This window comes from Noviherbaspirillum sp. (assembly GCF_035254865.1).
Classification (GTDB): Bacteria; Pseudomonadota; Gammaproteobacteria; order Burkholderiales; family Burkholderiaceae_D; genus Noviherbaspirillum.
In genome coordinates this window covers 78311-91020 of the sequence record NZ_DATFAF010000082.1, presented here as the reverse complement: position 1 = coordinate 91020, position 12710 = coordinate 78311, and the positions used below count along the sequence as shown (strand labels likewise).

Below are 12710 nucleotides of genomic sequence, written 5' to 3'. Positions count from 1 at the left end.
CAACTTATTGCGAGATATAAGCGTTGTTGCCGCTGGCGACGAAGGCATGGTTCTCTGCGCCCAGCGACAGCAGGTTCAATTGCAGGGCTGTGACCGGCGACGTGTTGGCCTGATTGACTTCGGCAAACTTGAACACGTATGTGTGGCCTGCAGTAACGCCATCCATCTCTGCCGCGCTCAGCAGCATGGGTTCTGCCGTTGCCGGCTCCGTGGCGAAAGCCATCGACGACAAGGCCAGAAGCGGCGTGGCGACGAGTGTAGTGACCAGTGTTTTCTTCATTTTGCGTACTCCTAAGCGAGCATGGGTATGAATACATGAACACGCTTCCTGCGGAAGGCGTGCCGTAATTGATTCGAACAAACAGCTGCGTGGTGACACCCGTCGCACCCCTCGCCCCATCACGCGAACGATGAGAGCAGGCGCACCACGCACGGGACGCGCGGCCCCGTTACTGATGAATCACGGCGGTATTGCCGCTGATGACCGCCGCGTAGTTGCCGCCGCCCAGCGTCAGCACATTGGCTTGTGCGATCGTGACCGGAGAAGCATTGAGCTGATTAACCTGGGCCCACTTGAAAACGAACACCCCTGCGGTGACGCCATCCATTTCGGCTGAGCTCAACAGCATGGGTTCGGACGAAGCGGGCTCCGCGGCAAACGCCATGGAGGACAAGGACAGCAGCGGAACCGCAACCAGTGTGGTGATGAGTGATTTTTTCATTTCGTGTGCTCCTAATTGATAGTAATGAAGTGATGAAAGGCGAACGCAATATGCGCCGCGATTCCCTATCACTCTAGCCAGCGAAGTGTCGAAGAATAAGTACGAAATTTCGATAGCGCAGAGAGAGTTCGGCTTCGCATGAACGACTTTATTGATCGATCGCGCATTACACTTGCCATGGCATGGCAGCGGCTTCTCAGGGTGCGGGAGTCAGCCCTTGGCCAATGCCGCCCAGATTCCCGCTGATGATGCCGGCCAGATTATTTCCGCCGCCGAAATTCAGCGCGCTGATCTGCACCACTGTGACCGGCGAGATATTGATCTGGAAGAGGCCCGCGTTGAACAATTGTCCGGCCGTTACGCCATCCATCTCGGCGGCGCTCAGCATCATCGGCTCGCTGGACGCGGGTTCAGCTGCGAACGCAAGCGACGACAGGGACAGCAGCGGTGCAGCAATCAAGGTGGTCATCAGTGATTTATTCATGTCGAATTCTCCTAAGCTGAAAAAAAGATCGCGAAACGCCAACACGCATGGTGCTGCGATTCGCTTTCACTCTAAACAGCGTGCGTCGAAAAAATAAGTATGAAAATTCGATGTCAACCTGCGGCTCTCCTCGCGTTCCATTCAGCTTTTTGATGGGTCGTTTCAAGTAAACGCGGCCCAGCGCCAACAGCCGCCTGCCCGAATAGGAACGGCAGGCGGCGCCGAAACGACGCGGTTGATGTGTCGCGAGGAAAGGGCGGCGCAAGCGCGCCCGGGCCTTTACAGGGCCGTTCTTTGCGTGGAGGTGACGGAGGTATTCCCGGTGCCGTTGATGAAGAGGTAATTGGTCGTGCCCGCGCTACCGGATTGCTGCACGTTGAGGCTTTCACCCGGCTTCAAGAGGTATGTCGAGACGGTATCGCCGGCGGCCTGCGGGCGCAGTGTCGATGCCTCCGCCGCATTGAGCTGCCTGACGAGCACGAGCTGTTCGCCGGACGGTAATTGTTGGGTGGCGACCAGCTCGCCAGGTGCCATCAGACGAAACGTGATCGGTTCGCCGGACGCGAGCTGCGTCAAAAGCGCCATTCGATCCGGTCCCAGCAGCGTCAGCAAATCGCCGACATAGGGAGTTCCCGGCACCCGGGGTATGGTCGCCAATACTTCGGCAATGCGTTCAATCACGGGCTGTGCGCCGGCCGTGATGCCATCCAGTGCCGGCGCATCGAGCGTCATCGGCCCATCCGCAAACGCCCATGCCGAACAGGCCAGCAATGGCAATGCGAGCAGTTTGCTTTTCAGATTTGCTTTCATTTCGTCGTCCTTCGTTCATGACGGCCGCCGGCCCGCCGATGGGTACGCGGGCCGGCGGCCGATTCGGTGCTACTGGAAGATTGATGCGAAATTGCCGCTATAAACAATTGCCGTATTGTTGTTGCCGATCTGGATGATCACAACGGGCGAGATGTTTATCTGGCTGATTTCGGCACGCTTGTACACAGCGGGGAAAGGGCGCCAGAAACCATTTCCCGCAAGGGATCCTCTGCCTGCGTCGTATCTGCCGCCCGCCGTGACGTCATCCATTTGGGCTGCGGACAAAAGCATAGGTTCGTGCGCATCGGGTTCGGCGGCGAAGGCCATGGAGGACAAGCTCAACAGGGGGAGTGCAATGAGGCTGGCTGCCAGCGCTTTTTTCATACTTATCTCCTTGAGTGATGGGGAATCAAAAGGGGGAACCGACTGTGCATTCCGGTCCCCTTCCACTTTAGTTGCCCGCGTCTCGGAAAATAAGTAGCAAATTTCGATGATGAGCGATTGAATCGTGCGCCGTTGATCTAGTTTTTGGATCGTCGATGACGATCGATGCTTGTTATCGCAAGCTCACGAAGTCATCCCGCGTAGGCTCCAGCTGATTGGGCGGCAAGCTGCCATCCCGCCGCTGGACTGCAAATCCGATATGCCCCAGCGAAGGATAATCGATCCACCGTTCGGCAAACTCCTCAACGCGCATGGTGCGATTGCCCCATGCCGGATCGGCCAGCAAGACGCGGTCGCCCTGCAGTCCGCGAAACACAACGAAATGGTTGTAGCCGTTGGTCTGTATCGGGACAATGAGCGGCGCCTTCGCAACCAGGTCTTTCATTTTCAGCTTGCCGAAGCCATTCCCGACATAGCCGCGTGCGTCAACATGCCTTTTCAGGTCGAGCAACGAGAAGCCCTCGCGGGTTTGCACGAGTTGCGGGTTGCGGATGTACTCCTCGCGATTCATCAGGGCAAGCGCCACCTCGCGCTCGCTCACGTCCTCGCCGTGCTGATATCGCAATAGCGTGGCGAGCGCCGCTGCTCCGCAACTCAAATCCCACTTTTGTATGACGACGTTTTCACGTCGCATTTCCAGCAGCGACTTGACCGTGCGCTCGCCGGCATGCGCCGCCACAACCCATAGAAAGCTGCACAGCGCAATGCCGAAAGCGACCCCGGCCGTACGCATCGCGGCCGCCCGGCGCATGCGCCGCACGGCAATCATTTTGCGAGCCAATCCTTGCGGCAATTTTTTCATTTTCATGTTCACCTGTCAGATACGCGGTCGATCGTGTTATCCCTTCTTGATGCCATGTGCTCATTCGGTTTGAGCGGGGCACTCGGACGGAAGCGTGGCCATGCTTCGCAGCACATCGGCAAGCCGCCCTGCCGCCGGACTGGCCGCCCAGGGGCGTCCATGGATCAGATACAACATTGACTTGTTGACCCGCTTGTCGCTCAGCGGCAGGCGGACGAGCGTTCCCTCATCAAGCCAATGTTGAATCCTGTGCTGCGGCAGCCATGCGTAACCGAGACATTCGGAGACTGCCTCGAGGACGGTATCGATGCTGCTCATGAGCCATCGCTGCTGCGTCGATCCGCTGCCGGCTCCCGCGCCGCGATCCCTGTCCTGCGCATTCCCGATGCCTATCTGCGTCTGCTGCGCAAGATCTGCCGATGTGACGTCGCGCCCAAGCTGCAGCAAGGGATGTGCGGGATGCGCCACCGGAAGATGTTCCACCTCGAGCAAGGGCTCGCCAAGAAAGCCGAGCGGGACGCGCTCGCTGATGGCGAGATCGACCGTGGTATCGCGCAGCACCTCCTCGGCGTGCAGCATCGCCACTTCACTCAACTTCACCTGCGCGGCACCGCGGCCGGCCTGCGAGAATTTGCTCAGTGCACGCATCAGCACCTGCGAAGGAAAATTGTGATCCACCACCAGACGCACATCGCCGCCCCATCCCTGGCCCAGATTGCGTGCGAAGGTCTCAAGCTCGATGGCTTCCTTCAGCACATGGCGCGAGCGCTCCAGCAGCGCACGGCCTTCCGAGGTCAGCGCAGCCTTGCGCCCCTCGGTCTTCAGCAGGGGCGTGCCTAACTGTTCCTGCAATTTCGCGACGGTATAACTGATGGTCGATTGGCTGAGATGCAGCGTCTTGGCCGCCTCGGCGAATCCGCCGCAATCAATGACCGCATGAAATATCCGCCACTGTTTCAGGCTGACGTAAATCTTCTGCACGTCATGTGCGCGAGAGCGAAAGATGGCTTGTCCGACATCTCGCCGGCGAGCTTGTTCCGAAAGCTGATTTCTCGAATACCTCATATGTCTTCCTTTGCTATGTCTGTACGGATGAACATCGGTTGGCCGTGATCAACGATCAAATCTCGTGACTGCTTGCCGGTCGGCACGTGCCGCAAGCATCTGCCATCAGCGCGCGACAACGGGTCGCGCGCCTCGTCTGGCAGCAGCAAATTCATGGATTGCAATCAATGCCCGGTTCGACAGAAATGTCACATGCTCAATCCGGGGCGAGCGCCTCCGCCGCCTCGGGAGCCGATTTCATGCAAAACCTACGCCCATCGCGCAAGCTATTGATTTATCGAGAAATCCGGCTGATACGCGGGCTGACGTGTCCGTCCTTGTATCGTATGCGGCGCGAATTGCGTTAACGCCCGGATAGACCGGCTCTTCAATTCGCGACAGCGCAACAGTTTTGGACCATCTCAACACGATACGACGCTCCGCCGTCGTGTGTTAAGCACTCTGCGGCGGGCAGCCCTGCCCAATCCATGTCGCTGGCGCTCCATATCGTCACCGTCGAAATGTGTACACCGTAGCGATTCCAAGAGGGAAGGCCAGGGCCGAATGGGGCGCGAACCGGCGCCTCCGGATGGAACCAGGGCGGAAACGCACGTAACAGCGCTGCGTGTCGTACCGTTCGCTTCCTATAGAAGCGATCGCTGCGCGAAAAAAAGCCCGCCACGTTTGCAATCGCAAGCCATGGCGGGAACCGGAGAGGTACAGGCGGAGGTATTCGCTGCAAGGAAACGGCGGGATCGCCGGTGGCGTCTGCCCGCATCGCCTCGCAAAGCGGTCCTCTTCCTTCGCTCACCCCTTTCGCAAGTCCTATGCCAGTCCGGTAAGCGTCTGATTTCTCGGCCTATTCCCGCACGGGCCCGGATTTGGTCGCGTTTTCCGTCCTCGATTGTGCCAGACGCGTATCAAACAACGGGAGAATGAGGCGAAGGCCACATGCCCGCGCAAAGCGGTGCTCCGGGGTGGTGCGTCACTTCGAGGAACGACAGGCCCTACGGATTGCGTACCTAACAAAAACCATGAATAATTGCGAGCTACTATTTCGCGTTCAGAAACAATAAGGCCGGGCACATGGATCGTCTGCAATCAATGCGCGTGTTTGCGAAAGTTGTCGAACAAGGCAGCTTTGCCGGCGCGGGCAAGGCGCTGAATATTTCGAACGCGGTCATCACGCGTCACGTCGCTGACCTGGAAGAGCATCTCGGCACGCGGCTGCTCAACCGCACCACGCGCAAGCTGTCGCTGACGGAGACCGGGCATGCGTATCTGGAACGGGTTCTGCAAATCCTGCAGGAAATCGACGATGCGGAAGCAATCGCCTCCTCGCACGCAAAGAAGCCGAGCGGCACGCTGCGCATCTATTCACTGCTGGGCTTCGGGCAATCGCACCTGGCCCAGCTGCTGCCCTTGTACGCGGCCCAGTTTCCGGATGTCACGCTGGATATCACGGTTTCGGATCGCACCGTCGATCTGGTCGAAGATCGTTTCGATGTCGGTATTTTCGTCGACTTCCAGAAGTTCGATGCGAGCATGGTCGCCCGTCAGCTGGGCGTATCCGAAATCGTCTTGTGCGCCTCACCGCAGTATGTGAAAAAGCACGGCACGCCGCGTACGCTGGAGGACATCTCGAAACATGCCTGCCTGAATTTTTCCTACGAGCAGATGCGCCGTCACTGGCCGGTCAAAGGCCCGCACGGCGATACGATCAACATACCGATCACCAGCAAGGTCATATCCAACAATGGCGATTTGCTGCGCCAATGCGCGCTGGCCGGCATGGGCATCGTGATCCGCCCTTCGTTTGCGCTGGGCGACGACCTCGCGGCGGGAAGGCTGGTGCGCCTGCTGCCCAAGCATGAACTCGGTCAACTGTCGGTCGTAATGGTGTATCCGAGCCGCCGCCTGCTATCCGCCAAGGTGCGCAGCTTCGTGGATTTCATCGCAAAGCAGTATCCCCGACCGGAGAGCGACCCCTGGCTGCGCGACTAAGAGCGCATTTCGGCAGGCAGCACCAGCAGCTTACTGAAATGCGCTCTGACAAGCTGTTGAAAAACGTAGCGAGCGGAGCGAGATTGGGGCCCGCGCAGTAGTTTTTCAACAGTCTGCTAAGCGGCGTCAGCGCGGACGTGCTATTTTGTAAGTTCACAGGCATTCCCTTCAAGATCATGTGCCAGCTACTCGGAATGAATTGCAATGTCCCGACGGACATTGTGTTCAGCTTCACCGGCTTTGCCACCCGTGGTGGCCGGACCGACGTGCATAATGACGGCTGGGGCATCGCGTTTTTCGAAGGCGCAGGCGTGCGCCATTTCGTCGATTACGAAGCCGCGATTGCATCGCCGGTCGCCGAGTTGATCAAGCGCTGGCCGATCAAATCCAAGAATGTCATTGCCCATATCCGCAAGGCAACGCAGGGCCGCATCGCGCTGGAGAACTGCCATCCATTTGTGCGCGAGCTGTGGGGCCGCTACTGGGTGTTCGCGCACAACGGCGACCTCAAGGACTTCGTGCCGACACTCAACGGCGCATTCCGCCGCGTCGGCACCACAGACAGCGAACTGGCCTTCTGCTACCTGCTGCAGGAATTGCGTCGGCGCTTTGGCGATACGCCGCCGGCATTGCCCGAACTGTGCCGGGCGATGCGCGAACTGAGTTCCGAAATCGCCGCGAACGGCACCTTCAACATGATGCTGTCGGATGGCAATGCCTTGTTTGCGCACTGCTCGACGCAACTGCACTACGTCGTCCGCCAGCATCCTTTCAGTACGGCAAATCTGTCGGACGAAGACCTCAGTGTCGATTTCTCGAAAGTCACCACGCCCAATGATCGCGTTGCGGTCATCGTCACCGCACCGCTGACCACCAACGAACGCTGGACGCAATTTGCCCCTGGCGAGCTGAAGGTGTTCGTCGACGGCGCGCCTCTAGACCTTTGAATCCATACGGTTTTTTCGGTGTGGCGCCGGGACTTCCGGATGTGTCAGGTTGCATCGCACAATCGAAAGTTGCGATATGGAAATAAAAATGCGCTACAGTGAATATAAGCGCCCTGCCGGCACCATCTCCAGCAAGTGCGAACAGGCCGTATGCGTTGCAGTTCAGAGCGCGGCGAATGCCGCCCGATCCGCCTTCACGCAGCGCAGCGACTTTGACTGCGACCCATACGACCTGTGCGCATTTGCAGTTTTCAGACTGAACGGCGCCTGATAACAATCAACAAGAGACAAACCCTAAGCGAAAACATGACCGCAATGACGGCCAATTCCACCTCGGATGCCGGTAACGCCCGTCCCCTGCGCGTGCGGGAATTTTTCCTCGCCCGCCAGCCGATCCTCGACCGCAGCCAGGCGCTGGTAGCCTACGAACTTCTTTTCCGCAATGCGGCCGTCGGCCCGGCCAACATCACCAACGACCTCTCGGCGACCGCCTCCGTCATCGCGCATGCCTCGCAACTCGGCATGGAAAAGGTGATCGGCAACGTGCTCGGCTATGTCAACGTCGACGCCGCCGTGCTGATGAGCGATATCTTCCAGTTCCTGCCGCGTGAACAAGTGGTGCTGGAAATCGTGGAGACGATGAAGGTGACGCCGGAGATCCTGGCGCGCATAGAACAACTGGTGCAGGAAGGTTTCCGTTTCGCGCTGGACGATGTGATTACCGATAGCGAGGATGTGCAGAAGCTGCTGCCGCTGGTCGAAATCATCAAGTTCGATTTGCGCGACATGCCGCTGTCGGCGCTGCTCAAGCTCACACCCCGGTTCAGGAGCGCGAACAAGAAGCTGCTCGCGGAAAAGGTCGAGAACCAGGAGCAGTTCGACACCTGCCTCGAACTCGGCTTCGACTATTTTCAAGGCTACTACTTTGCCAAGCCGGTGATCCTGAGCGGCAAGAAGCTGTCGCCTTCGCAACTGGCCATCATGCAGTTGATGACGCTGATTACCTCCGACGCGGACACCTCGGAAGTCGAGCGTGCCATCAAGAACGATGTCTCGCTCTGTTTCAACCTGCTGCGCCTGGTGAACACACCGGCAGTCGGCGTGCGGCGCCGCATCGATTCAGTCAACCAGGCATTGCTGCTGCTCGGGCGCAATCAGCTGCAACGCTGGCTGCAGATCATGCTGTACGCGGAGCCGTGCAAGAAAGGCCAGAGCATGACGCCGCTGCTGACCTTGGCGGCGACACGCGGCAAGTTGCTGGAACTGATCGCGCAACAATACGATCCGCACAATCGCAGCATCGCCGATACCGCGTTCACGGTCGGCATCATGTCCTTGATGGATACCCTGTTCAGCATCCCGATGGCCGAGATTCTGGAACAGGTCGCCGTCGTTGACGCGGTCAGTGACGCCCTGCTGCATCGCAGGGGTGACTTTGGCGACATGCTGAGACTGGCCGAGCACATGGAACGCATCGAAGAGGCCGGCCAGATGCTGGACGACCTGGTGGAACGCTTCCGCCTGTCCAGCGAAGACCTGTACAAACTGCAGGTCTCCGCCTTCGAGTGGAGCGACAACGTCGCCCGCAACGTGCACTAGCCTGAATTACAAATTCGGCGCCAGCCAGCGCTCGATGTCATCCTTGCTCACTCCGCGCCGCGCCGCCATGTCGTTCACCTGATCCGTTCCGATCTTGCCGACGCTGAAGTATTTGGACTTCGGATGGGCGAAGTAGAAGCCGGATACCGATGCGCCGGGATGCATCGCGAACGACTCGGTCACTTGCATGCCGATTTCCTCGCATTGCAGCAGCTTGAACATGTCGCCTTTTACCGTGTGCTCCGGGCATGCCGGATAGCCGGGCGCCGGCCGGATGCCATTGTAGGCTTCCTTGATCAGCTCTTCGTTGCTGAGCGTTTCATCCGCGGCATAGCCCCAGAAATCCTTGCGCACGCGCTCATGCAGGTGTTCGGCAAAAGCCTCGGCCAGCCGGTCGGCCAGCGACTTGAGCATGATGCTGCTGTAGTCGTCGTGCTCGTCCAGGAAACGCTTTTCATGCTTCTCGATGCCGATGCCGGCCGTGACTGCGAACAAACCGATGTAGTCGGCAATGCCGGATGACTTCGGCGCGATGAAATCCGCGAGACACTGGTTCGGCCGTGCCACGCCATCGATGACCGGCTTCACGGTTTGCTGGCGCGCGCCGTAGTAGGTGAACGCGACTTTCGTGCGCGTCTCGTCGGTGTAGATTTCGATGTCGTCGTCGTTCACCGTATTGGCGGGTAGTAGCGCGATCACGCCGTTCGCCGTCAGCCAGCGTCCTTCGATCACCTTCTTCAGCAAGGCCTGGCCTTCCTCGAACACGTTGCGCGCCTGCTCTCCCACCACCGGGTCCTTCAGGATCGCGGGGAATGCGCCGGCCAGGTCCCAGGTCTGGAACAGCGGGCCCCAGTCGATGTACTGCGCGATCGTCGCGAGATCGTAATTCTTGAACACGCGGCGGCCGATGAACTTCGGCTTGACCGGCGCAAATTCAAGTTTTGCCTTGTTCGCGCGTGCCTCGGCCAGGGTGAGCAAGGGCACCGTTTTCTTGTTCGCATGCTGCTCGCGGATGCGCTTGTAATCGCTCTCGATGTCTTCGATGTACTGATCGCGCTGCTCCTGCGTCAGCAAGGATTGCGCGACCGAGACTGAGCGCGATGCGTCCGGCACATACACCACCGGGCCCTCGTAATTCGGCGCAATCTTCACCGCGGTATGCGCGCGGCTGGTAGTGGCGCCGCCGATCAGGAGCGGAATCTTCAGCATGCGAAAGTGCGGATCGCGCTGCATTTCCTTCGCCACGTGCGCCATCTCTTCCAGCGAGGGCGTGATCAGGCCGGACAGGCCGATGATGTCGGCATTTTCCGCCTTCGCCTTCGCGAGAATGTCGGAACACGGCACCATCACGCCCATGTTCACCACTTCGAAATTATTGCATTGCAGGACCACCGACACGATGTTCTTGCCGATGTCGTGCACGTCGCCCTTCACCGTTGCGACCACGATCTTGCCCTTGGGCTTGGCGGCGATGCCGGTCTTCTGCTCTTCCAGCCGCTTTTCTTCCTCGATATACGGGATCAAATGGGCGACTGCCTGCTTCATCACGCGCGCCGACTTCACCACCTGCGGCAGGAACATCTTGCCCTGGCCGAACAGGTCGCCGACGATGTTCATGCCATCCATCAGCGGGCCTTCGATGACATTGATCGGGCGGCCGCCGGCGTTCAGCGTCTTGAGGCGCATTTCCTCGGTATCCTCGACGATCCATTGCGTGATGCCGTGCACCAGCGCATGCGAAAGCCGCTTCTCGACCGGCTCGTTGCGCCACTCGAGACTTTGCTCTTCCTTCTTGTCGCCAGCCTTCAAGGTGGCGGCGAATTCGATCATGCGCTCGGTGGCATCCGGACGGCGATTGAGCACCACGTCTTCGACGCGCTCGCGCAGTTCCGGCACGAGGTCGTCGTACACGCCGACCATGCCGGCGTTGACGATGCCCATGGTCAGGCCGGCCTTGATCGCGTGATACAGGAATACGGTGTGAATCGCTTCGCGTGCCGGGTCATTGCCGCGGAAGGAGAAGCTCACGTTCGACACGCCGCCGCTGATCTTCGCGTAAGGCAGGTTCTGCTTGATCCAGCGCGTCGCATTGATGAAGTCGACCGCGTAGTTGTTGTGCTCCTCGATGCCGGTGGCGATGGCAAAGATGTTCGGATCGAAAATGATGTCTTCCGGCGGGAAGCCGACCTTTTCGGTCAACAGCTTGTAGGCGCGCGCGCAGATCTCGGTCTTGCGCTCGAAGGTGTCGGCCTGTCCCGTCTCGTCGAAAGCCATCACGATCACGGCTGCGCCATAACGGCGGCACAGCTTGGCCTGGCGCAGGAATTCCTCTTCGCCCTCTTTCATCGAAATCGAATTGACGACGGCCTTGCCCTGCACGCACTTGAGGCCGGCCTCGATGACCGACCATTTGGACGAGTCGATCATGATCGGCACGCGCGCGATGTCCGGCTCGGAAGCGATCAGGTTCAGGAAGCGCGTCATCGCCGCCACAGAGTCGAGCATCGCCTCGTCCATGTTGATATCGATGACCTGCGCGCCATTTTCGACTTGCTGTCGCGCGACCGACAATGCATCATCGAATTGCTCGTTCAGGATCATGCGTGCGAATGCCTTGGAGCCGGTGACGTTGGTACGTTCACCCACGTTCACAAACAGCGATTCATCATCGATGATGAAGGGCTCCAGCCCGGACAGTTTCATGCGGTGATCGGATTCCGGCACCTTGCGCGGCGGAATATCGCGCAAGGCGTTGGCGATGGCCTTGATATGGTCTGGCGTCGTGCCGCAGCAACCGCCGGCGATATTGACGAAACCGGCTTCGGCAAATTCCTTCAGCAGCGACGACGTGACGTCCGGCGTTTCGTCGAAACCGGTATCGGCCATCGGATTGGGCAGGCCGGCGTTGGGATAGATGCAAACGAAGGTATCGGCGATCTTCGACAACTCCTCCGCATACGGGCGCATCACCGACGCGCCGAGCGCGCAGTTCAGGCCGATGGTCAAGGGCTTGGCATGACGCACCGAGTGCCAGAACGCGGGCACGGTCTGGCCGGACAGGATGCGGCCCGAGGCATCGGTGACCGTGCCCGAGATCATGATCGGCAAGCGCTTGCCCGACTCCTCGAAGAAGGTGTCGATGGCGAACAGGGCCGCCTTGCAATTGAGCGTATCGAAGATGGTTTCGACCAGCAGCACATCGACGCCGCCTTCGACCAGCGCGCGCGTCTGCTCCAGATAGGCGGCGGCCAGTTGGTCGAAGCTGATGTTGCGTGCGCCGGGATCGTTCACGTCGGGGGAAATCGATGCCGTCTTCGGCGTCGGCCCGAGCGCTCCGGCAACGAGACGCGGCTTGTCGGCCGTGGAATACTTGTCGCACGCGGCGCGGGCCAGTCTGGCGGCAGCCACATTCATCTCGTAGGCGAGATGACCCATGTGGTAATCCTCCTGCGCCACGCTGGTCGCGCCGAAGGTATTGGTTTCGATCAGATCGGCGCCGGCGGCGAGGTATTTTTCATGGATCTCGCCAATGATCTGCGGCTGCGTGAGCACGAGCAGATCATTGTTGCCCTTGACGAACAACTGCTTGCCGGGGACGGCGAAGTCGGCAAAACGCGCGCCGCGGTAATCCTCCTCCGTCAGCTTGTACTGCTGAATCATCGTTCCCATCGCGCCGTCGAGGATCAGGATGCGTTGAGACAACAAGTCGCGCAACAGCGCTTCAGTGGAGGAAATCGGTTCGCGTTTCATTTTTTCTCTCTAAAAAGCAAAAAACCCGGTCTAAAAGCGAGACCGGGTCATTCCTTGTCCGCTTTAGCTGTATTTATTCATGGTGTGACAACCACGGCGCCCGC

General features: G+C 59.2%; 11 protein-coding genes. 3 read left to right on the top strand and 8 right to left on the bottom strand.

Features of this window, described 5'->3' with window-relative positions; translation table 11 throughout:
• Positions 1-4: 4 nt before the first annotated feature.
• The 7 genes from VJ651_RS20780 to VJ651_RS20750 all read right to left on the bottom strand — a co-directional run bounded on the left by VJ651_RS20780 (position 5) and on the right by VJ651_RS20750 (position 4243).
• Complete coding sequence (locus VJ651_RS20780) at positions 5-280, bottom strand: hypothetical protein (protein ID WP_324109256.1); 276 nt, start codon at positions 278-280, stop codon at positions 5-7.
• A gap of 169 nt (positions 281-449) precedes the next feature.
• Positions 450-722, bottom strand: a complete 273-nt coding sequence (locus VJ651_RS20775; protein ID WP_324109255.1) for a hypothetical protein — start codon at positions 720-722, stop codon at positions 450-452.
• Between the two features lie 196 nt (positions 723-918).
• Positions 919-1206, bottom strand: a complete 288-nt coding sequence (locus VJ651_RS20770; RefSeq protein WP_324109254.1) for a hypothetical protein — start codon at positions 1204-1206, stop codon at positions 919-921.
• Positions 1207-1485: 279 nt separating this feature from the next.
• Positions 1486-2016, bottom strand: a complete 531-nt coding sequence (locus VJ651_RS20765) for a hypothetical protein (protein WP_324109253.1) — start codon at positions 2014-2016, stop codon at positions 1486-1488.
• Positions 2017-2085: 69 nt separating this feature from the next.
• A complete protein-coding gene (locus VJ651_RS20760; RefSeq protein WP_324109252.1) occupies positions 2086-2400 on the bottom strand; it encodes a hypothetical protein in 315 nt (104 codons plus the stop codon).
• Between the two features lie 172 nt (positions 2401-2572).
• Positions 2573-3268: a C39 family peptidase gene (locus tag VJ651_RS20755; RefSeq protein WP_324109251.1), complete on the bottom strand. Its 696-nt coding sequence runs from the start codon at positions 3266-3268 to the stop codon at positions 2573-2575.
• A gap of 54 nt (positions 3269-3322) precedes the next feature.
• The gene (locus VJ651_RS20750; protein ID WP_324109250.1) at positions 3323-4243 is read right to left on the bottom strand and encodes a LysR family transcriptional regulator; all 921 of its coding nucleotides are present in this window, start codon (positions 4241-4243) and stop codon (positions 3323-3325) included.
• A gap of 1149 nt (positions 4244-5392) precedes the next feature.
• On the opposite strand from VJ651_RS20750, the gene VJ651_RS20745 reads away from it, so the two are divergent.
• The 3 genes from VJ651_RS20745 (at position 5393) to VJ651_RS20735 (ending at position 8856) form a co-directional block, all read left to right on the top strand.
• The gene (locus tag VJ651_RS20745) at positions 5393-6310 is read left to right on the top strand and encodes a LysR family transcriptional regulator (RefSeq protein ID WP_292937146.1); all 918 of its coding nucleotides are present in this window, start codon (positions 5393-5395) and stop codon (positions 6308-6310) included.
• A 176-nt stretch (positions 6311-6486) separates the two neighbouring features.
• Positions 6487-7257, top strand: coding sequence for a class II glutamine amidotransferase (locus VJ651_RS20740; protein WP_324109249.1), 771 nt, complete (start codon positions 6487-6489; stop codon positions 7255-7257).
• Positions 7258-7572: 315 nt separating this feature from the next.
• Positions 7573-8856, top strand: coding sequence for an EAL and HDOD domain-containing protein (locus VJ651_RS20735; RefSeq protein WP_324109308.1), 1284 nt, complete (start codon positions 7573-7575; stop codon positions 8854-8856).
• Between the two features lie 6 nt (positions 8857-8862).
• Here the strand turns inward: VJ651_RS20735 and metH are convergent, their stop codons facing one another.
• On the bottom strand, positions 8863-12606 hold the full coding sequence (gene metH / locus VJ651_RS20730) for a methionine synthase (RefSeq protein WP_324109248.1): 3744 nt from the start codon (positions 12604-12606) through the stop codon (positions 8863-8865).
• Positions 12607-12710 lie beyond the last annotated feature (104 nt).

What these genes read in the sequence shown, in the direction of transcription:
- VJ651_RS20780 (WP_324109256.1), bottom strand. Translation starts at nt 280, where the DNA reads ATGAAGAAAACACTGGTCACTACACTCGTCGCCACGCCGCTTCTGGCC.
- VJ651_RS20775 (WP_324109255.1), bottom strand. Translation starts at nt 722, where the DNA reads ATGAAAAAATCACTCATCACCACACTGGTTGCGGTTCCGCTGCTGTCC.
- VJ651_RS20770 (WP_324109254.1), bottom strand. Translation starts at nt 1,206, where the DNA reads ATGAATAAATCACTGATGACCACCTTGATTGCTGCACCGCTGCTGTCC.
- VJ651_RS20765 (WP_324109253.1), bottom strand. Translation starts at nt 2,016, where the DNA reads ATGAAAGCAAATCTGAAAAGCAAACTGCTCGCATTGCCATTGCTGGCC.
- VJ651_RS20760 (WP_324109252.1), bottom strand. Translation starts at nt 2,400, where the DNA reads ATGAAAAAAGCGCTGGCAGCCAGCCTCATTGCACTCCCCCTGTTGAGC.
- VJ651_RS20755 (WP_324109251.1), bottom strand. Translation starts at nt 3,268, where the DNA reads ATGAAAATGAAAAAATTGCCGCAAGGATTGGCTCGCAAAATGATTGCC.
- VJ651_RS20745 (WP_292937146.1), top strand. Translation starts at nt 5,393, where the DNA reads ATGGATCGTCTGCAATCAATGCGCGTGTTTGCGAAAGTTGTCGAACAA.
- VJ651_RS20740 (WP_324109249.1), top strand. Translation starts at nt 6,487, where the DNA reads ATGTGCCAGCTACTCGGAATGAATTGCAATGTCCCGACGGACATTGTG.
- VJ651_RS20735 (WP_324109308.1), top strand. Translation starts at nt 7,573, where the DNA reads ATGACGGCCAATTCCACCTCGGATGCCGGTAACGCCCGTCCCCTGCGC.
- metH (WP_324109248.1), bottom strand. Translation starts at nt 12,606, where the DNA reads ATGAAACGCGAACCGATTTCCTCCACTGAAGCGCTGTTGCGCGACTTG.